This window comes from Paenibacillus glycinis, assembly GCF_009909185.1.
Classification (GTDB): Bacteria; Bacillota; Bacilli; order Paenibacillales; family Paenibacillaceae; genus Paenibacillus_Z; species Paenibacillus_Z glycinis.
In genome coordinates this window covers 68,343-91,667 of sequence record NZ_JAAAMV010000032.1, presented here as the reverse complement: position 1 = coordinate 91,667, position 23,325 = coordinate 68,343, and the positions used below count along the sequence as shown (strand labels likewise).

Annotated in this window: 19 protein-coding genes; 4 read left to right on the top strand and 15 right to left on the bottom strand. The window is 51.4% G+C overall.

Going from position 1 to position 23,325, the window contains the following annotated elements; genetic code table 11:
- Positions 1–68: 68 nt before the first annotated feature.
- The 5 genes from GT019_RS28845 to GT019_RS28825 all read right to left on the bottom strand — a co-directional run bounded on the left by GT019_RS28845 (position 69) and on the right by GT019_RS28825 (position 6,702).
- On the bottom strand, positions 69–860 hold the full coding sequence (locus GT019_RS28845) for a sugar phosphate isomerase/epimerase family protein (RefSeq protein ID WP_161746911.1): 792 nt from the start codon (positions 858–860) through the stop codon (positions 69–71).
- Positions 860–3,274: a hypothetical protein gene (locus GT019_RS28840; protein WP_161746910.1), complete on the bottom strand. Its 2,415-nt coding sequence runs from the start codon at positions 3,272–3,274 to the stop codon at positions 860–862. The genes GT019_RS28845 and GT019_RS28840 overlap by 1 nt, the downstream gene beginning before the upstream one ends.
- A gap of 44 nt (positions 3,275–3,318) precedes the next feature.
- A complete protein-coding gene (locus GT019_RS28835) occupies positions 3,319–4,464 on the bottom strand; it encodes an SGNH/GDSL hydrolase family protein (protein ID WP_161746909.1) in 1,146 nt (381 codons plus the stop codon).
- A gap of 12 nt (positions 4,465–4,476) precedes the next feature.
- Complete coding sequence (locus GT019_RS28830) at positions 4,477–5,547, bottom strand: Gfo/Idh/MocA family protein (RefSeq protein WP_161746908.1); 1,071 nt, start codon at positions 5,545–5,547, stop codon at positions 4,477–4,479.
- A 246-nt stretch (positions 5,548–5,793) separates the two neighbouring features.
- A complete protein-coding gene (locus GT019_RS28825) occupies positions 5,794–6,702 on the bottom strand; it encodes an AraC family transcriptional regulator (RefSeq protein ID WP_161746907.1) in 909 nt (302 codons plus the stop codon).
- A gap of 876 nt (positions 6,703–7,578) precedes the next feature.
- Here GT019_RS28825 and GT019_RS28820 point away from each other — a divergent pair.
- The gene (locus GT019_RS28820; protein ID WP_235949576.1) at positions 7,579–9,603 is read left to right on the top strand and encodes an MGH1-like glycoside hydrolase domain-containing protein; all 2,025 of its coding nucleotides are present in this window, start codon (positions 7,579–7,581) and stop codon (positions 9,601–9,603) included.
- Here the strand turns inward: GT019_RS28820 and GT019_RS28815 are convergent.
- From GT019_RS28815 to GT019_RS28780, 8 genes are all read right to left on the bottom strand, one after another.
- Positions 9,533–11,200 carry a sensor histidine kinase gene (locus tag GT019_RS28815; protein WP_235949575.1) on the bottom strand — a complete coding sequence of 556 codons (1,668 nt, stop codon included), beginning with the start codon at positions 11,198–11,200 and terminating at the stop codon, positions 9,533–9,535. The two genes, GT019_RS28820 and GT019_RS28815, sit on opposite strands and share 71 nt — an antisense overlap.
- Before the next feature lie 165 nt (positions 11,201–11,365).
- Positions 11,366–12,805, bottom strand: coding sequence for a response regulator transcription factor (locus GT019_RS28810; protein WP_161746904.1), 1,440 nt, complete (start codon positions 12,803–12,805; stop codon positions 11,366–11,368).
- 115 nt (positions 12,806–12,920) lie between these two features.
- Entirely contained in the window at positions 12,921–14,525 is a 1,605-nt protein-coding gene (locus GT019_RS28805) for an extracellular solute-binding protein (protein ID WP_161746903.1), read from the bottom strand.
- Between the two features lie 111 nt (positions 14,526–14,636).
- Positions 14,637–15,533, bottom strand: a complete 897-nt coding sequence (locus tag GT019_RS28800) for a carbohydrate ABC transporter permease (protein WP_161746902.1) — start codon at positions 15,531–15,533, stop codon at positions 14,637–14,639.
- Positions 15,527–16,471 (bottom strand): ABC transporter permease, encoded by a 945-nt coding sequence (locus tag GT019_RS28795; protein WP_161746901.1) that lies wholly within the window; start codon positions 16,469–16,471, stop codon positions 15,527–15,529. The genes GT019_RS28800 and GT019_RS28795 overlap by 7 nt, the downstream gene beginning before the upstream one ends.
- Positions 16,472–16,772: 301 nt before the next feature.
- Positions 16,773–18,692, bottom strand: coding sequence for a family 43 glycosylhydrolase (locus tag GT019_RS28790; protein WP_161746900.1), 1,920 nt, complete (start codon positions 18,690–18,692; stop codon positions 16,773–16,775).
- A 905-nt stretch (positions 18,693–19,597) separates the two neighbouring features.
- Positions 19,598–19,723 (bottom strand): universal stress protein, encoded by a 126-nt coding sequence (locus GT019_RS32750; protein ID WP_161746899.1) that lies wholly within the window; start codon positions 19,721–19,723, stop codon positions 19,598–19,600.
- Positions 19,724–19,765: 42 nt separating this feature from the next.
- Positions 19,766–20,302, bottom strand: a complete 537-nt coding sequence (locus GT019_RS28780) for a DoxX family membrane protein (protein ID WP_201755637.1) — start codon at positions 20,300–20,302, stop codon at positions 19,766–19,768.
- Between the two features lie 271 nt (positions 20,303–20,573).
- Between GT019_RS28780 and GT019_RS28775 the strand changes: the two genes are divergently transcribed.
- From GT019_RS28775 to GT019_RS28765, 3 genes are read left to right on the top strand one after another with little or no spacing between them, the layout of a single operon-like run.
- On the top strand, positions 20,574–21,038 hold the full coding sequence (locus GT019_RS28775) for a GAF domain-containing protein (protein WP_161746898.1): 465 nt from the start codon (positions 20,574–20,576) through the stop codon (positions 21,036–21,038).
- A 46-nt stretch (positions 21,039–21,084) separates the two neighbouring features.
- Positions 21,085–21,738, top strand: coding sequence for a response regulator transcription factor (locus GT019_RS28770; protein ID WP_161746897.1), 654 nt, complete (start codon positions 21,085–21,087; stop codon positions 21,736–21,738).
- Positions 21,731–22,840: a PAS domain-containing sensor histidine kinase gene (locus tag GT019_RS28765; RefSeq protein WP_161746896.1), complete on the top strand. Its 1,110-nt coding sequence runs from the start codon at positions 21,731–21,733 to the stop codon at positions 22,838–22,840. The genes GT019_RS28770 and GT019_RS28765 overlap by 8 nt, the downstream gene beginning before the upstream one ends.
- A gap of 50 nt (positions 22,841–22,890) precedes the next feature.
- On the opposite strand, the gene GT019_RS28760 is transcribed toward GT019_RS28765, so the two are convergent.
- Both GT019_RS28760 and GT019_RS32745 read right to left on the bottom strand, forming a co-directional pair.
- Positions 22,891–23,148: a universal stress protein gene (locus GT019_RS28760; protein WP_161746895.1), complete on the bottom strand. Its 258-nt coding sequence runs from the start codon at positions 23,146–23,148 to the stop codon at positions 22,891–22,893.
- 43 nt (positions 23,149–23,191) lie between these two features.
- Positions 23,192–23,299, bottom strand: coding sequence for a universal stress protein (locus tag GT019_RS32745; protein WP_161746894.1), 108 nt, complete (start codon positions 23,297–23,299; stop codon positions 23,192–23,194).
- Positions 23,300–23,325: the final 26 nt, after the last annotated feature.

The following is a 23,325-nucleotide window of genomic DNA, read 5'->3' as shown; positions in this document are numbered from 1 at the left end:
ATGGTCCTCCCCTTGACATGAACAATGCCGAAAAGACTGGCCTCCGCCAGTCCCTCTCGCAATCTATCCTATTGCATGCTTGCCCGCAGCCGATCGGAGAGCGCGTGCAGGTTGCCCAGGCTTATTCGAACGCTGTCCAGCGCGTCGCCCTCGCATAGATCCTGCTCGACGACATACCATTCCACGCCGTGTAGCTCCCCCCATAGCAGCAGAGGCTCGAAGTCAATGATCCCGGTTCCGATCTCGGCATAGGTTCGGCGCTCGTCGCCCGTCATGTCCTTCAGGTGCATCGTCGGCATTCGGCCGCCATAACGGTCTATGAACGCAGCCGGATCATAGCCGGCTTTCGTCAACCAGTATACATCAATTTCCGCTAACACGGCATTAGCAGCCGAAGGCTCGATTAAGTAACTCAGCGCGTCCATCCCATCGACGCTCGTATCGAACTCGAAGGCATGGTTGTGAAAGCTGACCGTGAAGCCTCCGCCTTCCGCCTCCGCGGCCGCCGCGTTAAGCGCTTCCCTTAACCTGACGTACCCTTCTTCGTTGCGCCATTCATGGGGCACGGACGGGCAGATCAGGCGATTCGTGCCCAGAATTCTCGCCTCCGCCATCGCATGCCGCGCGTTCGCTCGCAATTGCTCCGCGGAGACGTGCATGCCGGCCGTCTTCAGCCCGGCTTCCTTCAGCACCTCCGCGATCTCCTCCGCCGAATGCCCGTGAAGCCCGGCGGTCTCCACCCCGGCCCAGCCCATCTCGCCTAATGTTCTCAGCGTAGCGGGGAAGTCCTGCTCGCATTCCTTGCGCAGCGTGTATAATTGAACGGCGAATTTGCGCCTTAATTCAATTTCTCCTTGCATTACCACGTAACCTCCATCTCCCCGCTTACATGCGGGATAACCAATTTATCGCCGAATACGCAGCCCTGGAGTTCCAAGTAGACGTTATCGGCCTTGACCTCGACGCTTCCCGCGGCCAGACTCGCCAGCGGCGGGTATATCGTCACTGCAGCCTCGCGCAGGCCCGTGACGTGGATGAAGCGAACCGAATTCTTCCTCGGCGTAGGGACCGGCATGTATTCCCGGCAGAAGACGGTCGTCGTCTCTTGCTGATCGACGAAGATGCGGCACTCGTCGTGGAACGTACGATCGAACGAATAAGCGGCGTGCCCTTGTCCGGCTCGGATCGTCTGGCCCGTAAAGACCGGAACTCCGCCCGGGAAGCGCATGCGGAGCGATACCGAAGTATCCTGCCGGCAGCCCGTGAAGATGAACCCGTTGTCGCGGCGCGAGACGAACAAGAGCGCGGACTTGCTCGCCTCTTCCGGCTTCGCCTGCCGCAGCTCGTATCCGAATTCCGCGAGGAGCTGCCGGGCGAGAATCGAGAGGTCCGAGTAAGCTTCGGCTTGCCGGACGGGAAGCTGCGTAACGGTTCCTCCCTCGAACGGCAGGGAACCCCGGACCCAACCGACTTTGCCGCCGTTCCACTCCGGCAACTCCCGGGTCAAGGCGAGGATGCGAACCTCGTCTTCCCGGGCGGATATCGCCGTCGCGCATACTTTCGTGGCCCGATCGTCCCCGTCGTTCAGAACCTCGTAAAGGGCGCCGCCTCCAATTAGGGGATCGTGCTTGAATAGTCTCGATGTCGAGGCTTCTTCGTCTAGTAACGTGTCGGGCTGCATCGTATGATTCAGCGTCAGCTCGCCTTCGAGGCCGCGATCCTGCCGGAGGTTGAGCAGCTCTTGCCACCGCGGATCGGTTACCGCCCCGTAGATGATCGCCTTGCCCCCTTCCCGGACGAACGCGGCCAGGAGGCGGCCGTTCTCGCCCGTTAACCCGGAAGCCGGAGCGAAGACGATCGTATCCCGCAGCTTGGTCTTCGCTTCGGCCGTCATCGCCGCGAATTCATCCGTGCTGAGCACGGTATTGAGCGGCAATCCCTGATTGACCGCATTGCGCACGAACCACTCTTCGAAGAAGATCGTCTTTGATTCGTTCGTTGATTCCGCAACCGCCGCATGGTATTCCGCGAACGGATAGAGCCAGGTCAGAATGCCGGCCCGATCGGGGAAGTCTTGGATCGCCCGCCGAAGATGGGGAATGACTTCCGCGGGACAATCCGCGTTCAATTCGCCCTTCTCCGTATCGATCGTCAGAAGCTCGATAATGCCCGGATTCTGCAGCTCGCCTTCGCGATTCATCCGAGCGACCGTCAATGGACAATAGATGTCGTGCGGCTCCCGATCGTAGAGATCCCACCAGGGATTCTGCCAGAACCAAGGATCGTTCGGATAGAAGCGATACGGATACGTCTCGCCCGGCAGAACCGCGATTCTGGACATGTGCGACGCGATCTCCAGTCCGAAGTCGAAGTTGAGCGCTCCCCACGGCGAGTTCGGCGGCGGGTAAGCGATATATTTTCTCCCGTACAGCTCGGCCAGCGGTATGAAGTCCTTCGCCAGGTCCATCCCCGTCCCGAAGTTGGTGCCGCGCACCTCCGTGCGGAAATCCGGGCATTCCCGCTTGAAATGCTCCCAGAACGACAGCGTTCTGCCCGTCAGCTCTTCGTAATCCGCCAGCGGCAACGCCGTCCCGTCGTAATTCGCTCCGAGGTACGTCCAAGGGAAGTAAGAGAAGCCGAAGCCGTTCGAGAACCAGATATAATCGAAGCCGAGCTCCGGAAGAAAGCTTGCGCATTGCCTTCCCAGATATTCGCCGAACGGCGTTCCTACGGGTATACCTTCCGGATAAGCGGCATAGGCGTTTCGATCTTCGCGCAGCTTCGACCACGTGCAGATCACGTTGTAATCCGCCTTCAGCGCGATCTCTTTGCCCCCGAGCTCGGCATGATTGATCTCCGGATGAAGCTTGTATTTGAAATCGGAATAGGCGAATTCGGGTCCGGCGTCGAACGTGGCGCCGACTTCCATCCGAATGGCGAAGTTCTCGGCGGCGATTCGCTTGAAAGCCCCTACGATGAACCGAAGATCGGCGTACGTAATCGCGCAAGCATCGGGCCGGTAAAGCTTGGCGGTACGAGGGTCGCTCGGCTCATGGCCGAATTTGTCCTCGTTCGCGAAGCCGATATAGCGCCCCCACTCGATCTCGCGCTCCCAATTGCCGTCCCAAGTCAGAATTTCGCTGCCGTCCGCAACCCATAGGAGCATCGAACAGCTATCCGCCATGCCGATCAACGGCAGCCACTGCCGAATCGCTTCTTCGCATGTCGCTTCGATGGCGGTAGGCTCCATGCTCGCAAAAGGCTTCAAGCTCATTTCCAACGTGACTCGGTGTAGTCGTTTGTTCGATCGCCCTTGGCTCATTTCCCTTCGTCCCCTCCCGTTGCTTGCGCGATGATGGCTTGCAGCAGATCCGCGATGACCGGCCGAAGCGCCTTCGCGATGCGATCGTATCCCAGATCGGAGGGATGGATGCCGTCCGTCGTGCAATCCTGGGGATCATCGCCCAGCAGCAGCGCCCCGTCGAAGAAATGCACGTTGCGGTCTCCCGCGGAGCGTTGCCGCCCGACCTCTTCCCGCTGGATCCGCTTGCGCTCTTCCCTTCGGGAAGCTTGCTCATCGTCGAATGCTTCTCTGGCCAAACGAATTTGCGAGATAACGAGAATCGGAACCTCGGGATGGCGCCGGCGATAGATTCGGATGAATTCCGGCAGAGACTCCCGGAGCCGCTCGGTGCTTGGCGTATTGGCTTCGTAATCCAGAATGAGCAGACCCGGCTCCTCGATCTGGCTAATCAGATGCGCGAGCTCGGGTTCCCCATGGGCATTGCCCGAGAAGCCCAGATTTACGAATTCGAGCGGAAACAAGCGGCTGAGAATATTGGGATACGCCATGCCCGGCCGGGTCGCGCACGCGCCGTGCGTTATCGACGTTCCGTAGAGAAGCACCTTCTTGCCTAAGGGGAATCCCGGAAACGCCGCGATCTCCGATGAAGGCTCGATGCCGACGTGCAGTTCGGTTACGCCCTGATATAAAGGGAGATTCAGCGTGATATCGCGCATCTGCCTCGGGAGGGAATCGAATAGCACGGATTCGTATTCCGCTTGCGTAAAGTCGAAACGCGAGGTGTTGATATACCGCTGATCCCCGATCGCTCCGATATAACAATCCACGCCGCACTGACCCGTAGCCGTCATCTGATACATGCTATAGGGAGCAGCCAGCTTCACCCTTACGAACAATTTCGGCGAATTCGTCCGGAAACGGACCTGCACGCCGGTCGTATAATTCGCTAACCGATCCACTTCCGGCCGAATCGCATGGCTGGGGTTCACCGGCAACCTGCGATATACGCCGTCTCGCTCCAGCCATGGCAACCCCGTTACGCGCAGCGGCGCTTCGAGCGCCGACAGCCATTTCAAGTCCGATGAACAATGACCGCCAATCCTTAAATTGTTATCCTCATGATCGTCCTCTGCTGCTTTACCGCGGTTCGCCCCGCTCATCCCGTCACTTCCCTACTTGATGGCATCCATCATCATTGCGAATATACGAAGATCCTGGACGTAGTCCTCCGGCGTCGTCTTGGGAGGCATTCCCGTGGCTGCGACTTCATGAAAATACTCGAGTTCGCACGTGTACGCGTCCTTGTACGTCGGCCGGATGATCGTCTCCTCGAGCGAGTCGCCGATCGTCTCCCGGATCCGCAGCGTCGTCGGCAACTGCCTTAAATACGGCGTATCGTATTGGATAAGCAGCGACTTGCGCTCCCCGAATACCTCGATATGGGCGTCGAAACGTCCTTGCCCGTCTACGCCGGTCTCGAAGACGGCATCATAATCGCCGAATTCCAGAATGGCGGTTTTGAATCTGCCGCCGCGCGAGGACGTGACCGCCTTCACCCCTATAGGTACGCCGAGAAGCTCCCGCATGGCGGAGATGTCGTGGCTGTTCAATCCAAGCAATAGGCCGTATGCCGCATAGGTCTCGGGAGATTGCTCGCCGATCGCTTCCCTCATCAGACGGGCATTCCTCGCCTTGCGGTCTTGCGCGGCTTCGGCCGGGATATCGTCGAATCGGTACACATGCGTGCCCGATTGGCCGGTGAAGAAAGCGTTCGGACCGATGATATCCCTGACGCGAGCGAAATTGATCGGTCCCAGCGTCCGGACTTCTTCCAGCGCCCGAAGATAAGCTGGAGCGAAGCGCCGCATGTAGCCGACCATCACTTGGGCGGCGGAAGCATCCCGCGCCTCGATGATCGCCTCGGCTTCCGCTTCGGTCACGCACATCGGCTTCTCCACGAAGACGTGAATGTTCCTTCGCAATGCGGCCACGGCGCAATCGGTATGGTATTCCATATTGTTCAGGATGAATACCGCGTCCATCTCGGTCTGATCGAGCATCTCCTCGGCATTCGAATACAAGTTCCCGACCGCATACTTCTCTCCCATCTTCGCGAGCAGCTTCGGTGAAATATCGCACAACGCCACTATCTCGTAAAGCTCCGGCAACGAGGCCAGAATAGGCAAATGAATGATCTGGGCGACCTCTCCCACGCCGATAATACCGACCTTCAACTTCGTCATTGCGCGATCCCCTTTTATCGGTTTCCTTCGAGCACGGCGGATTGATCCCAATCATGAACCAACCGGCTACCGTCCCCGGCAATTTAAATCTAACTGCCGCATCCGGCAGTGTACACTTCAAATTACGTCGATTTCTCCAATTATCGGCTTTGGGATTCGCAATCCATCTCATACATGCAAAAAGCCGCCCCGCCCTGATAGGGCGGAATGGCTTACGGGCAGAAGCGAGGTAATGAGGAGGTTACTCTACGAATATTCCCCTATCGATCCGTTATCCCGTCCATGACGGCCTGCAAACTGCTTCGGGGAGCAGCCGAAATGCCTTCTAAACAACTGATAAAATTGAGCGGGGCTTGCAAATCCCACGCTGCCGCTGATTTCGGTTACCGACCAAGTCACCGTAAGCAGGAGCTGCGCGGCCCGTTTCATTCTTCGCATTTGCACATAAGACGTAAACGTCATTCCCATTCCTCTCTTGAACAGCTTGGCAAAGTAACCGCCGTTGTAGTTCAGCTCCCTGCTGATATCGGCGATCAGGCAGGAGGTCTCGAGCCGCTGCTCGATCAGGGCTAACGCAGGCCGCAGTTTTTCCGCCAGATGCGGGTCCATCGGCGCGATAACCTTCCTTTCATCGATCTGAATCAGCGTATGCAAGAGCATTTTGAAGCTGGCATTGACGGCGAGCTCATACCCCCTTTTCTTGGCCGTACTATCCTGGAGCATCCTGGCGAGCAGAGCATGGGCTTGTCCCTTTGACACGGATCGGCCGAGTGGCTCGTTCAGCATCGTCAGATTGGCGGATTTACCGGTGAAAGCCGCATAATACGTCAGCAGGGACGGGTCCATAAAAGCTCCCATATCAACGTGGCATACGATGTAAACCAGTTCGGATGGTCCGTATTTACGGGATCGATGCAGCTCGTTTGAACCTAGCAGCATCACGTCGCCGCCCTGCAGCGGATAATCATGATTCGTGGTTTCGATGGCCATCGTACCCTTCAGAACGGCAATCCACTCCACGGCCTCATGATAGTGCCATGGACCATACTCCTCGGAGGCTGGACTTTTGTGGTCGATCGACCATATATTCATCCGAAAATGAGGATCTGCGTAATCGACCGCTTCCCTGTCGTAAGCATTGAAACTCGCTGTCATTTTCCTGCCTCCAAATTGGCTATCGTGCTTTTATCGCGCCATGAATGTCCGTTTTCAAGACAAACGGATCGGCAATCAAGAGGCTTTTTCAGGGGCATGACTTTACAATAGTGAGAAAATGCCAAAACCCGAAGGAGCCGTCCGAACATGAGTGACGATCAGCGTCTTTCCCGTAATCATGACCTGAATTTACCTTCCTGGGGACCTTATGCCAAGCAATATATAGGCATCTCCCATATTAACGATCCCTCGAAAGGCGTTCGTTTTGATTTAAGCTTCATGCCGGGATTCTATCGAAGAAAAATAGACATTCCGAATGTTTTATGGGAATCCGGCTATCATCCCTGGGAGGCTTCGCCGGATTTCAGCCATTTCTCCCACCGCCATGAGCTGGAATGGAAGGACCGCGTTTACGCGGATATAGCGTTCAGCCGGATCGATGAGCAGAGTCGGCTTATCCGAGTGAACTTCGCCAATCAAACGGAGCAACCGCAAAATCTGGTGCTTCACGCCATGGCTTCGCTCCAGCCCCCCCGGCTGCCGGGACACGGCGAAGTCCAAATCTTCGCGGAAGCGCGGCTTCCGTATGGAGCCAAGTGGGTAGATGCGCTGGATTATAAGGAATTGACCTTTGCCAAGCCGCGGCCTGCAAACGGGCTGGTGTACGACGGATTGTCGCGCGGAGAAATTCGCGGACAGCATTTTACGGGAGGATCGGCAATCGGCTCCCCGTTCGGAACGGAGGCCGGAGATCTGCTCCGCTACGAGATCAACGTCGAGACCTCTCTGAAGGACGCCGTCTTCCTGCTGCGCGGTCAAGCCGTACGGGGCGCGGAGCTCGAGCTGCGAATCGGGGAGTACGAGTACCGGCTTCAAATGGAACCATCGGGCAGCTTAACGTTATCGGAAATCCATATTGGGAGCTTGCCTGCAGGCAAAGTTGCCGTCAGTCTACGCGCGCGGAGCGTTAACCCGCTTGTACTTGACGGCTTTACGCTTGTCGAGCAGCAGACTTCCAAAGCGGCCGCGTTCGTGGATCTCCCTTGGCGCATCAAGCCGGAACTGATGGAAGGGCCCATTCCCGGAAGCCTGATTCTTCATTATCCGGATAGTCCCTGCTATTACGGCTTGTCGTGGAATTATCCCGGCGCGGAGATCAGACAGTTCCTAAGCGACGAGCTGGATCACTTCGCCCGCCATACGGTGCACGAACATGTGAGTCCGATTTTGCATGGCAACGGAAAAGGACATTATACGAATGTATTTATGCGTCCGATTGCCCTAAACCCGGCATCCTCTCTTATTCTTCACGGCATGGTGTGCGGCGGGACTTTGGAAGAAGTACATGCCCGACTGGCAAGCTTTGCGTTGGATGCCGGCAGCTGCGAGTCTGTTTATCTAGCGGAACGCCGGAAGCTGGAGTCTCCTCCTGCTTATGCTGCGGGCGACCGTTATGCCTTCAGCCAGCAGCTCATGCGGGCAACCTTGCTGACCAATACGGTTTTCCCGGTCTATACCAAGCGTACGTTCATTCGCCACAACACCCCCGGGAGATGGTGGGATTCCCTGTACACATGGGATTCCGGGTTTATCGGACTTGGCTTCGCCGATCTCGATGACAGCCGGGCCATCGATTGCTTGAATGCTTATATGACGGAGCCGGGAGATCCTGAAGCGGCTTTTATTCATCACGGCAGCCCGGTTCCCGTGCAGCATTATTTGTTCCAGGAGCTGTGGAACCGCAAGCAATCTCCCGAGTTCCTGAACTATTTCTACCCGAGATTACGGCAATACTACTTATTCCTCGCAGGCAAAATCAATGGTTCCACGACGGACGTATTTCAAACCGGACTGCTTCAAACCTGGGATTATTTCTATAACTCCGGGGGTTGGGATGATTACCCTCCTCAGAAACACGTGCATGAGCTAAAATTAGAACCTAAAGCCGCTCCCGTCATTACGACGAGTCAGCTCATTCGAATCGCCAAAATCCTCAGGATGGCGGCGGCAGCATCCGATAATCGGCAATTGGATACCGAGGAATACGACAAGGACATCCGAAGATGGAGCGATGCCCTCAACGCTTATGCCTGGGATGAGGAAGCCGGCTGTTACGGCTATGTGCTGCATAATGAAGAAGGAGAATACGAAGGGCTCCTGCGCCACGGCTCCGAAGCGAATTACAATCGCGGATTGGACGGCCTATACCCGCTTCTGGCAGGCGTCTGCGATAAAGAACGCACTCGGCGTCTCATTGACGCCTTGTTTGATGAACAACGTTTCTGGACGCCGATCGGCTTATCCACCGTCGATCAAAGCGCCCCTTATTATCGGGCAGACGGCTATTGGAACGGTGCGGTCTGGATGCCCCATCAATGGTTTTTCTGGAAAACCATGTTTGATTACGGTTACCCGGACCTCGCTTACCGAATTGCAAACACGGCTTTGGAATTATGGAAACGCGAGACCGAAGCCACTTACAACTGTTACGAGCATTTTATCGTGCAATCGGGTAGGGGGGCTGGCTGGCATCATTTCGGCGGGTTATCGGCCCCTGTGATTAATTGGTTTGCGGCCTATTATGAATTGGGCAAGGTCACGACAGGCTTTAACGTCTGGATGCTTCGGCAACATTGCAAGCCTGACTACACGGAATACGACTCGGAATTTCATTATGCCGGACAGGCCGATCAGCCCTTTCATATCAGGGTCAATCTGGCCGAAGGCCTGTCATACGAGGCTGCCGGTACGGGATGCGACGTAGTATGCTCCTGTCATCCTGGCGGAGGCGTGGAGCTCATCATCAGCAACTGCTTGCCGCATGCGTCATTCAGGATTCGGCCAATGCCGGAATCTTCACGGTCACGGTCGTCCCATGATCGATCCGGCTTTCAATCGTAATCCCGTACCGCTCTCCAAAAAGCAGCCGGAGCCGATTGTGAATATTGGTAAGTCCAATGCTCTGCGACGATTGGCCGTCTAACGCGCGTTCCGGATACTCCATGTCCAGCTTGGCCTGCAAAGCGGCCAGCGCCTCCGGCTCCATTCCTTTCCCGGTATCTCGGATACAGAAGCACGCATCTCCCTGCGCATCCATGCGCCCGGCAACCTCGAGCCTCCCCCCTTGGTCCATCCGCTCGAGCCCATGATAGACGGCGTTCTCTACGATAGGCTGGAGAATCATTTTTGGGGTGCTCATCTCGAGCAGGCCCTCTTCGACATCGATGTTCATATCGAATTTATTCTCGTAACGAATGGAGATAATCTTCATATAGGCCTGAATACAGTCTACTTCTTCCTTGATCCGTACAAGCTCGTCTTGTTTGATGCTGTACCTGAAAATCTTGGACATGGATGACGTCATTTGCGCAATTTCCCTGCTTCCGTAATCCAATCCGATGCTGCTGATGCAATTCAGCGTATTATACAGGAAATGCGGGTTGATCTGGCTCTGCAGGGCGGAAAACTCCGCCTGCTTCTGACTGAGCTCGGATTTGTACAATCTGGCTTGGGTATTCAACTTATCCCTGGTCATTTCCTCCATCTCGTCCATCATCCGATTGATGTCTCGGGCAAGCGACCCTACTTCATTGGTAGACCGGACTTTAATCCGGAAGCTCCTGTCCCTTCCCCCTACCCGTTTCATATCCAAAACAAGCCCCATCGCCGGCTTCATCAGGCTGTTCATGAAGAAAATGCCCATGATGATCAAAATGAGAATTATGCCAATCCCCACGATAATGCTGACTTTCCGCATGGGGTTCATGTCCGAAGTCAATTCGCGAACCGGTATCATACTCACGATCCGCCACCCGTCCGCCTGCTCCAAACCTTTAACCTGAACGAGAATTCGTTCTCCGTCGATGGTTGTCTTCACGCCGTTAAGCAGATTGTCCTTATCCATAGACAATACATCCTTGAACAACGTGCCGCGAGCTTTCGCATTCGTGGAAGCAATGACCTCGTCCCGGCTGTCCAGAATGTACAACGTGGAGCGCGGCGTCAATTCCGTGTTTTCCACAAGCCCCTGCAGCTTGTCCATATTGACCATGATGGTGAAGTAACCCGTTATTTCGGAGAAATGGATTCCCCCTATCGATTCGACGATCGGTTCGATATAAAAAAACTGTTCCGATCCGCCGTTATCGTCTTTTAACGTCGTGGTGAACTGCCCCATTTCCCGAAGCGAAGGGTCCTTCTTATACGTTCGAATGAAGCTGTCGTAACGTTTGAGAAAGAAAATATCCCCGCCCGAGGAATCCAGGCTGTAAAGCTGCTTCCCGCGAACGTCGTCAATGACGATGCCGCTCACATACGAATTAAAGGATCTCATATAATCCATGAGATCCAGTGCATAATTACCGCTATCGAACGCCCTCTTGTAATCATCATCCACGACGGTATATTCCTGAATCAGTCTGCTGTTGACCGCAATGCCGGTGCTGACCCGGATATCATGAAAGACGGTATCGATCTTGCTTCGCGTTTGCTCGATCATTTGGTTCCCGAAATTGGCAGCCCTATTCTGGGTGAGATGAGAAAAGCTATAAAAGAAATACAACACCATAGCTGTAAATATAACGATAGCGAAAAAAAAGATAAGCCATATCTGATGTTTTAATTTCAGTCTACTGGTCTTCATGGCCTGCCGCTCCGTTCATCGTTAACTGCTTTTTCTGAATTTTGAAGGGGTGATCCCGCAATGCTTCTTGAACACTTTATTAAAATAGTAATATTCCGCATACCCGGTCCGAATGGCGATCTCCTCGATCGACAAATCGGTTTTCTTCAATAGCTCGCGGGCTTTCTTGATTCGGAGCTCCGACACGTATTCGGAGAAGGTTTTGCCGAGATTTTTCTTGAACAATTGACAGCAATACACTTGGTTAATGTAAAACTGGGCGGACAACTCTTTCAAATACAATTTCTGTTCATAGTGGCCGTCGATATAGGCGACCATCTTATTGAAGCAAGACAAGATGTCTCCTTCGTGCAAAGAGCGGTTGTTCCCTTGCGTGATGGAGGCGAGAACGTCATGCAGAAAGCCGCATAACGATTCGAAGTGCTCGAACCGTTCCTTAATCTCGGCATAATTAAGGAAATCCATCTCCATGTCTTTCAATTCCTCCGCATAAGCGTTGATCAGGATCCCGACGGCCTGATTCCATAAGTAAACAACCTCGCTCATGCCAAGCTGCCGATCCTTGAAGTAAGCCTGCAGCCCGTTGATGTACGCATCCAAGTCGCTAAGTCGGTTCCCCTGTATGATCCGATGAATCTCATCGATACACGGTTTCACCAATTGAACCTTCGGCTCGTAATGAACGACCCTCGCGCCTTCGTCCAGAAAAGCCTGGGAAGAGGACAGATCCGCTTCTTTAATCAGCTTGTTCATATGCGCGAGCTGGCTGGAAACGCTGCTGATGCCCACCGTATTCAGGCCGGTATTTTTCAAAACCAATTCATCCCAGACCAAACAAGCTTTATGCTCCGTCATCAGAACGATCAACTTTTTATTCGTTCCGGCTTCAACTTCCATAGCCGTAACAGGCTTTCCTTCCAAAGAGAGCAGCTTTCTGAAATCCGGATTGTCGCCTTCGAAATCGATGGCGAGCACTTGGTAGTACCATTCATCCGCACCTTCGGGAAGAGGCAGATAACGTTTGATCTCTTCCTCATTGGGAGAGGTAAGCGCATCCAGGAGAAGTTGATTGCGCGCCGCACTTCTTTTGGAGAAATGCTTGGCAAGCTCCGCAATGAACGAATCTGCCAGATCTACGTCCAGAGGCTTCAGGAAATAATTAAGCGCGCCGTAGCGCAGCGCTTCCTGCGCGTATTTAAATTCCGCATATCCGCTTACGACGACAAACTCCGTGTCCAATTCATGCGCTTTGGCCCTCTGCATAAGATCGAGTCCGGAAATGTCCGGCATCCGGATATCCGTAACTACCAAGTCGGGTTTTTCCGTCAGGATCGCATCCCACGCATTGTAAGCGCTTGTAAATTGGCCGATGATTTCAAAACCGTTGTTCTCCCAGTCAAAGGCGTTGCGGATTCCTCGAATCGCCCACGACTCATCATCTACGATCATGACCTTGTGCACGGGTATCCCCCCCGAACATATGAATTTCTATCGAATAATAGCAGAGCTTCCCGGCAATAGCAATTCAAAATACGGATAAACCATGGCGTACGATGGTTTATCCGTATCTGACGACTTACTTGCTGCCCGCTTTTATTTCTTCGTACTGCTTGACGTTCTCGTCTTGAACGGCTTTGCCGCCAGCGTCCATATATTCTTTCACGAGCTTGTCATACAAGGCGTCGAATTCTGCCGGCTTGGCAACGATCAGCCTATCCGTCATTTGCTTGTTCATATCACCCAGCGTTTTGCCGTATTTGATGCTGGCTTCGTTCGGAACCCCATAGTAGAAGGCGGTAAAGCCGTCTGTCGTATTGATCTTGTAAGAATCGACGGCCAATTTCTCATAGGCCTTATCTCCGGTTGCCAAGGCTGCCGCGTACGTCTTGACATTCTTCTCGGTGTCGCCCAGCTCCGCGCCGTTTACGACCAGCGTATAATCCAGATTGAGATTGCTCATCTGCATATTTTCGCCGGTTTGCGGAATCCCTTGCGGGATGCCGTCCACCATGGTGTGGTTGACGCCTTCTTCGCCGAACTGCAGGAAGAACAATACTTCCGGATCAGCCATCCAGTTCAGATACTTCATGGCCAGCTCCGCATGTTTGCTGCTTCTCGGAATGAAGGAGAAAAGTCCGTTTTCATTATACGTCTCTTTTATATATTTCCCGTCCGCGTTCTTGAAGGCATCGATAGGAACATAGTTCGCATCCGGCGCATTTTGTTTCAGCGGCTCGCGAATTTTTTGCACCATCGGATAATCCCAGTTGGCCCCATAGAAGCCTACCTTGCCGTTCGTGACGTCGGCATCCGCTTGCTTAGCCGTTTTGTCCAATGCGAAGTCGGGGCTGATCAGTTTTTCCGAGTACAGCTTGTTGAGCCATTTATACGCGTCCTTGTTGCCGGGCTTCAGCCAGTTGGTGGTGGTAACGAATTCTTCCTCCGACATGGGGCCCCAGAAGGATGGAACCAGGTTGCCAAACGTGTAGTTCATGCCGGAAGCCGCAGTCGCCCACGGAATGACGCCATTTACGTTGCCAGGGTTCTTGTCGCGGAAGGCAACGAGCGTATCGTACAATTCGTCCTTATTCGTCGGAACGGACATTCCCAGCTTATCGAGCCAATCTTTGCGGATAAACAATCCGTTCCAGGCAAGCAACGTCCGCTTCGCCGGGATGGAGACTTGTTTGCCCTCGTATTTCCCATAGTCAAGAACGGTATCGCCTAGATAAGCTTTCAATTGCTGGCCGTGCTTCTCGAGCAATTCGTCCAGCGTATATAGGCCGTTGGTTTTGGCAAAACGGGTTACGGTCGTGCCGTCATACGTGAAGGAAATATCCGGCGCTTCGTTGGCAGCCATCAACACGTTAAGCTTGTCGACTTCTTGGGATCGAGGGACCGTAACGTATTTTACGACGGCATGATTAGGCTTGCCGAATTTCTCGTTGACGTACTTGGTCCACGTGTTGTTATTCAAGTCCGGCTGACCCTGAATCCCTCTGTCGAACACTTCTACCGTCAAGGTTTCTACCGGACCGGAAGTTGCTTCCGCTGCCGGAGATTCGCCGCTTGATGCCGCTGGTTCGTTGTTGCCGTTATTTCCGCCGCATCCTGCCATAACGCCGGCCAGTAACGCTGTGCTTAGCAGAATGGCTGCTTTTTTCTTTGTACCTGTATTCACTTAAAACCACCCTTTCAAATGATAGATATTGAAATGAATCCTACCGCGAATCCTCTTTACATCCACCAGCTCAGCCCGGAATCACCCCTTTCAATCCGCTCTTTATCCTTATCAGCCCTTAATAGCTCCCGTCATCACGCCGTCTACGAAATACTTCTGCAGCTTGGGATAGATGAGCAGGATCGGGATGGTCGTAAACATAACGCTGGCCGCCTTCAGCGACTCCGGCACGATAAAGGAGCCGGCGCTGCCTTCTCCGCCTTGTTGGCTGTCCAGCTGCTGATTGGCCGAGATGATCTGGTACAGCTTCATCTGCATCGGATACAGATTCTTGTCCGTGATGTAGAACAGCGCATCCTGGAATCCGTTCCATCTGTCCACCGCATAAAATAAACTCAACGTGGCGATAGAGGGCAGCGACAATGGAAGCACGATTTTCATCAGAATGCCCAAATCCGTGCAGCCGTCGATCGCGGCCGATTCTTCCAGGCTTTCCGGAAGGCTGGTGAAGAACGTCTTCAGGATGATTAAGTTAAACACGCTCATGGCGCCCGGCAGCACCAAACTCCAAACCGTATTCATCATCCCGAGGTTTTTAACCAATATATAAGAGGGAATCAAACCGCCGCTGAAGTACATCGTGAAGACTAGCGCGGACAGCATAAAGTTTCTTCCCATCAGCCTTTTTTTCGTTAATGGATACGCTCCGCAAATGGTGAGGAACATACACACCACGGTGTAAAATACCGTAAGCAGAATACTGTAACCAAGCGTATACAGCATCTCCGCGTCGCTTAAGATCGTTTTGTACGTTTCCAGCGTGAAGCCTACCGGCCACAACCCTACCTTTTGAGAAATAATCGCTTCGTTGGAGCTTAAGGAAAGCGCAATCATATAGAGGAACGGAACGATGCACGTGAACGATAAAGCCACGATAAATACGATAATGACAATATCCGCCACGCTCGTTTTTTTCTTTTTGCCCAAGCTGCTCGCCATGCTCACCATATCCCATCCTCACCTAATTTCTTCGCGATATAGTTGGCGCCGATCAGCAGAATCAAGCCAACGACGGATTGGAACAATCCTACCGCGGTTGCCTGGGCGAAATCCCCCGAACTAATGCCGACTCTGTATACGAAAGTACTGATAACGTCGGAGTAGTCGTTCACTAATGAATTGCCCATTACGAACGGTCGATCGAAGCCGATGGACACCATCCTGCCAATCTGGAGAATCAGCAAAATATTAATCGTCGATTTCATGCCGGGCAACGTAATATGCCATACTTTGCGAAGTCTGCTGCAGCCGTCAATATCGGAGGCTTCATACAATTCTTTATTGATTCCCGTCATGGCCGCCAGGTAGATGATCGTACCCCAGCCGATCTGCTGCCATACGCCAACGGAGATATACGTCGTTAACCAAGGTACCTTCTGCGACAGAAACTCGATTTTTGCAAGGCCGAGGTCGGCCAGGAACGAGTTGACCATCCCGCTATTGGAGAACATCAGATAGACCATGCCGCCTATAATAACCCAGGACAAAAAGTGAGGCAGATACAACACCGTTTGCGTCATTTTCTTGAATTTTGCCGCTCTCACTTCATTGAGCAGTACCGCTAGTATAATAGGCGCCGGGAAGCCCGCGATCAAGTCATACACATTCAGAAGCAGCGTATTCTTAAGCGCGCGGTAGAAGCTGTCCTGCTGGAAGATGAACCGGAACACGTCCATCCCAACCCACTCGCTCCCCTTGATGCCCGCAAAAATGTTGTAATCCTGGAATGCCATAACGATGCCGTATATCGGGGCATATCGGAAGATCAGGATATATGCAAAGGGCAGCAGCAAGAGAGCGTATAACCATTTGTCTCTTTTGATGTTGGGTAGAAATTTGTTTTCCTTCTTTTTTGAAGCGTAGTCTTGTGCTAAAACCGCTTTCATTTCTCTCATCCCTCCGGCTGTATAAAGGAGCTATTATATTTTCATTATAGCTACCGGGGAAATTATAAAAATGTAATCATTTAAATGAAATTGGTACTAACTTAAAATCGTATCGATATCGGTAATCCGGATAAAAAAAGAGCCTTGATTGCTCAAGGCTTCAGAAAAACTTCTTTCCCATATATTTATAGGCAGTCAATTAAATGGTGTGAATTTCGGGTCAGGTCCAGCTGCGCTTTTATTACGCTTTGAACGCTGAACTCTTTGTGTTCAGCATTCAACTGTATCCCCCTGTTTTGCATCAGTTTGGCACTAGTTTAATGTAATCCATGGACAGATCGTAGTCTGAACTTGAGCCGTTTTTGCCTGCAACGTTAAACGTAAACGATTTATCGCCTGCCGAGCTGAAGGTGATCGTAGCTACATTCAGTTCCACGTAGCTAAATGCAGAGGAATATAAATCCTGAACCAGACCATGATTGACACCGTTGACCGACAATTGAAACTGCCCTCGGTTCGCTCCCTTTTTCACGCCGACCCTTACACTATAGCTGCGCGCTTCGGGCACGTTCACCGTGTATGTCACAAAGTCGTTGACTGCATTGGCGTCCAGTGCAGTTCCAAATCCGCCGCTCAAATTGAGGTCTCGACCGGTTCCATTCCCAAACATGCTGTGTTTGTCGCCTGAGGTTGCGCTTACGAATAGATTTTCTGTTTCATAGCGGCTGCTTTGAACGGAAATATTATCAAACTTGGCAGCTGAATCATAGGTTCTGACACCTACGCTGCCCCCGATATAGGTTGAATCCGTTACGCTAATCTTAGGTATCGTCATATCATCAACATAGACCTTAATGGAAGCATCTTGTGCGACAATTTTAACATGATACTTTGTATTCGCCGTTAAGCTCATAGAAGCAGCGGAAAGCGAGGTCCAGTTGTTGTTAGCCTTTCCGATCAAAACCTTCTGATTGGGAACATCGAGCCCGGCATAGTAGCCTTGGTAAGCATCCGTACCCGTTCCAGGATTGGATACTCTAAATACCAGACCCGCATTGCCGGTTGACCCCGGCGTCACATCGGCTTCATAAATCACGTCCGAGAAATTGGTATCCAACAGCGCCTTGGCACCCGGATTTGACGCTACGCTATACTGGCCGCCGGATACGGTCCATGCGCCGCCATATTTGGTCCATCCCGTATCGGTACCGTCATCGAAGGTATCTTCTTCTGCCATTTCGATTGGTTTAATCGTATTGTCGGCATTAAACTCAAATTTATCGAATGCCAGTACGCGTTGCGAACTGCTCAGATAACGCTTATGGTAAAAAATGTACCAATCATTTGTAGCGGGTGATTGAACAATACCGTTATGACCAGGGCCATCTGCTGTAGTCGTATCGGTATGCAGCATAATACCTTGCGGTACGAATGGTCCCGTTACAGAGCTGGACGTTGCATACATGACCTTATAAGATGAATCTGCCCAAACGCCCGCAGCATAAGTCAAATAGTATGTCCCGTTTCTCTTGAACACTTTAGGCGCCTCAAAATAATCATTATCGCCCGTTTTAGCGGGCGTGACTTTCTTATAGACGGTTCCGTCAGACCATGTTCCCAAAGACTTCATGTCCGCGTTAAGTTTTACAACATTACACTCGCCCCAGCTGCCGTAATACATGTACGCTTGACCGTCATCATCTATAAATACGTCTTGATCCATTGGGCCTGCGCCGTTTCGTACGACGTTGATAAGGGGGGCGCCGATCGCATCGGTATATGGACCTTGCGGATTATCGGCGACTGCAACGCCTATTCCGCCTAATTGACCATCGCCATTGATTGCGTTGGCAGCAAAATAGAGGTAGTACTTCCCGTTGCGATAAGCTCCGCTCGGCGCCCACAATGAATGTTGCAACCATGATATATTGGCCGAACTTATGACATTCGAGTATTTTGTCCAATTGACCATATCCGTTGAAGAAAAGAGGTCCACGGATTTCGCGCCGGTGTCGGATTCGCCGACTTGAGTCGAACGAGTCGGATACACCCAATAGGTGCCATTATAAATCTGTACGTCAGGATCTGCATAGTAGCCATCCACGAATTGCGGACCAGCGTGAATTGGAGCAGCATTTGCTAGTCCGGGCAAAGATACGATCAAGCAAAATACAATCGAAACGCAAAACAAGACATGATTGGATTTTTTGATTTTTTTCATCATACAACCTCCTTCTGTAATTGACAGTCTACTCTTCTCATTGCTGGAAAGCGCTTTCAAATTAATTAAATTTGAATGGTTCATTACTGAATCACCCTATTGAATCAATCGTTACATATTGACCTCCTCCTAGAAGCTGTCTTCGCCACTGTGCCTGGCTGCTATGGATGCGTAGTCTTGTCCCTGTAATCCCAATTATGAATCGACACCCATTGTTCCTTGAAATCATTCTCTACGGCCATGTGGTCTCCGCTCAGCACAAATGCGATTCGGAAGGAGTCCTCTGTCGGTAATCTTAAACAGAGATCTCATGTAAAGTAGTATACGCTCATGTATTTTTATTAAAAATGTCATTTCATAAATGGTTTTTGGAAGAAATTAAAAATTTGATGATGACAAAAAAGAGCACTTGACTTGCCTCAAATCCTGCTTTTTGCAGTTGAAAAATTCTGCAGGGTAAGCAGTCCATCGATCGCCTCAACAGATAAATGCTTGTATTTAGCACATCATTTTTTGTGTGTGTGTCAGAATTAATGAGAAAACACATAAGAAAACGTTGATTTATCAAAAGTCGTTTTCATAATTAGTGAGAGAAGTATTAGTTCGAACACTCAGGAAACCACCGCTATTCATAATTGATGAGAATATCCGCCACAGGTAAAATGTATATTTATGCATACGTATATATGTCTCAACTCACACGAAAAAACATAAGTAACCCCCGATCAAAAAGCCAGTGAATCATCCAGAAGCAACAAATAAAAAAAGTGCCCACCTTGTGCAGGTGGGCACTTTCATTTTATATTTCATCGTTGTAATTTTTTATATTTACGTATTGCTCCACTAGAATCGAATCTCTGCCCAATCTACCTTTCCCGGTTATCCAACTCTGTCTATATCCAAAGTCATAGTAATTCAAGCAGAATACTGTTGTGTAACGGTTTATCGCGTGCAAGTAACATAGCTTGCTCTAATGCATTGTCCGATTGTTTTGAGCCGTCGTAAGCAACTAGAATTTCAGTATATGTCATGTAAATCGCTCCTTATTAAGGAATGTAGTATACCGTTAAATCTTACGAATGCAAGCGTCCTTTCGTATGAAGCTTCGGTACCCGGCGGTCATGCTTCTTAAGGCGTTCGTGGAGATATGGAAGGATATAATGATCCACCCCGAACTTACCCGCATTGGCCCCCGCGGCGACAATGATGAAACCAAGAAGAATCAGCCAAGGGTTAGTCGAAACCGTACCAGCAAACATGTACATAAAGTTCATCAGCAAGCCAAACAGTACAGCGGTCGTCGTTAACGCTCCCAGCAGCAAACCCGCACCTACTAACAATTCGCCCCATGGCACAATGACATTAAAGAGCTTCACATTCGGCAAGGCGACGTGCTTGAGAAAAGCTACGAAATGAGGATATACCGCCTCGTGACTCTTGCTGTCCAGGACCGGCTTCGCTATCGCCCCTTGGACAAAGCCTGCCGCGTCGAATGCCTTGCCGCCGTTGATCTTGTGCCAGCCTGCCGTCAGCCATTCCCAGCCTACATAGAATCGAACTAAAGTCAGTAAGACAGCCGCATATCGATTTTCTCTCAGCCATTTCATCATTTCAACCAGCTCCTCGTTATTTGTTGATTCCATCATACCGCCGGCCAGCTCTTCTTGTTATCGGGAGAAACACGGATAATGGGGGGAAGAACTCCTGAACATGGATTCAGGAAATAGCACCCGCGGCACGAAGCTTTCCCTGATATGGATGAAAGCCTTGCGTTCATAGATTCAGGGGATTCCCTGACTTACAATTACAGCAGAAACCAATATACTTATAGTAGCCCTGCAACACGCTCTATGCCTTATGGAAATGAGGTGACTATACGTAATGAGCCCATTACATGAACAAATCCAACATGAATTAATTACAGTCCGCATCGAGACAAGTAGCGATTACTGCGCGTTGGCTCTGCAAGAGTACGAACCGACCCGCATCCGATGGGCATTTGTATGCGGCAACCAAAGCCAGCGCTATAAGGATCTGCTTATTCGACCGAACCACGACATTGCTGGACTCGTCATAAAGCTCGGTCGCTCCGTCCGCGTCGATGCAGCAATGGGTATTGCGGAGAGAACCAGGCTTCTACACGAATATGCCATCATGAGCGTGGAGCATTTGAAATCAGCACTAGCGGTTCCTATTACAATTTGCAGCGAAGCTCAGGGCGCGCTCTTAATTGGGGACCGCTGCGACCGCATATATGAAAAGATTGATATGACATTGATCACGGAGGCAGCAAATCGGTTGAACGCTATGCTTTCTCAAATGAATCGCGAGGAGCTAAGAAAATAACAAGCAGCATACGGTTAGTTAAAAAGCTACTATCGGGAGGCGCATCATGATAAAAATTTTAATCGTCGACGATCACGCAATTGTAAGATCCGGATTAAGGACACTCATAAATGCGAACAACGGCATGGAAGTCATCGGGGAAGCCGCGGATGGCGATGAAGGCATCGCGAAAGCGCTCAGCCTTGTACCGGATGTCGTTCTTATGGATTTAAGCATGCCTCACGGCAAAGACGGCCTCACAGCAACTTCCGAGCTGAAGAAGCTCCTTCCAGCGTGTTCCATCCTTGTGTTGACCATGCATGATGACGATGAGTATTTGTTCAGAGCGATTCATGCCGGCGCATCCGGCTATATATTAAAGAATACGCCCCACGAAGAATTGATAAACGCGATTCAAACGATTGCCCAAGGGGATGCCTACCTCTATCCCACAGCGACCAAGCGGCTCATGAGCGAATATTTGGACAGAGCCAAGCATGGTGAAAGCTCCAGCACGTTCAACTCATTATCCGAACGGGAGAAAGAAATTTTAAGCTGGATCGCCAAAGGCTATTCCAATAAGGAAATCGCCGAGCATCTGATTATCAGCGTCAAAACGGTGGAATCGCATAAGAGCAACCTGATGGAAAAGCTCAACCTGAAGACAAGACCGGAATTGGTCAAATTTGCGATGAAGAAAGGGCTGTTGAACTTTGAATAAAGAAGTGAACAGATTCTTCTCCTCGGTAATCGGACAAAATGTCGGAGAGCTTCTCGAACAAATCGAAGCACAGCTGGAAGAAACTCCATTCCGCCACCACCTTCAGCAATCGCTCAAACAGCTGAACGATATCAGGTTCGCCCTGGATGAATCCTCCATTGTCGTCGTGACGGACGCGCGCGGCGTCATTCTTTATGTAAATGACAAATTCTGCGAAATCTCCAAATATGCCCGCAAAGAGTTGCTTGGGAAGGATCATCGAATTATTAATTCGGGATACCATGACAAAGGTTTCTTCCGGGAGTTATGGGGAACAATTTCCGCCGGCCAAGTGTGGAAGGGCGACATCCGGAACAAAGCGAAGGACGGCACCTATTACTGGGTCAACACAACAATTGTCCCTTTCATTGATGAATTCGGACACCCGTATCAATACTTGGCGATTCGAAACGAAGTGACGGAGCTTAAACGAATCGAGGAAGAGCTGAAGCTTCTTATGACGAAGGTCATGCAGATCCAGGAAGAAGAACGTAAGCGCATTTCCCGCGAGCTTCACGATGGTGTCGGCCAGAACATGTTCTCCCTCCTTATCCAGCTGGATCGAATCATCGCGGATAAGGGCAACCCCGAGCTCGAAAGGCTTCGCCGAAGCGTCTCCTCCGTAATAGAGGAGGTTCGCAGCCTGGCTTGGGAGCTGCGCCCGTCCGTGCTTGATGATTTAGGCGTCGTCCCTGCCATCCGCACCTATATCGAGAACTTCACCCAGCACTCTGCCATACAGGTCAAATTCGAATCCAATTTGCGTAAACGTCTGAACGCCTCAACCGAGACGACCATCTACCGCGTCATCCAGGAAGCGTTGACGAATATTAGCAAGTATGCCGATGTTTCTTCCGCAGAGGTCCGGTTGATTGAGTCCGAGAGCCAAGTGGAGGTTCAAATTGAAGATACAGGCAAAGGTTTTATCCGGAATCAAAAAATGAAAGGAGTCGGCTTATTCAGCATGGAGGAGCGTGCAAGAGGGGTCGGCGGAGAGCTAACGATTGATTCCTTGCCGGGTCAGGGCACGCGTGTCGTCCTTGTTTGTCCGAAGTCATTCTAAGCCTGAAGGAGCGCCGAATGCATACTGGCGCTCGTCCTTCATTCTACAGCTTATTTATAAATAAAAACCGGAACGTTAGCATGCCGTACCACATAATGGCTGACGCTTCCAAGGACCAGTTCTTTCAATCCGCTCAATCCCCTGCTGCCCATTAGAATCAAATCAATATGATGTCTCTCCGCGTATTCAATGATTTTCTTATCCGGACGCCCTTCAACGATTCGAATGAACACCGGATTCCTTAAGCCTTCTAGCGATTCTTCCACTTCTCTCATCATCGATTCCGCGCTTTTCCGCAAATAATTCATTCCACCGACTTCCCTGTATGCAGTCTCTTCAAAAATCGGCGTCTTAGATCGCATGCAGCACGTGCAGCTCTGCCCTATTGTTGTGCATCGTAAGCTTTATCGCTTGCCTGAGCGATTTCTCAGCCATCTCCGATCCGTCGTAAGCAACCAATATCCTATAAAATTGCTGATAGCCAT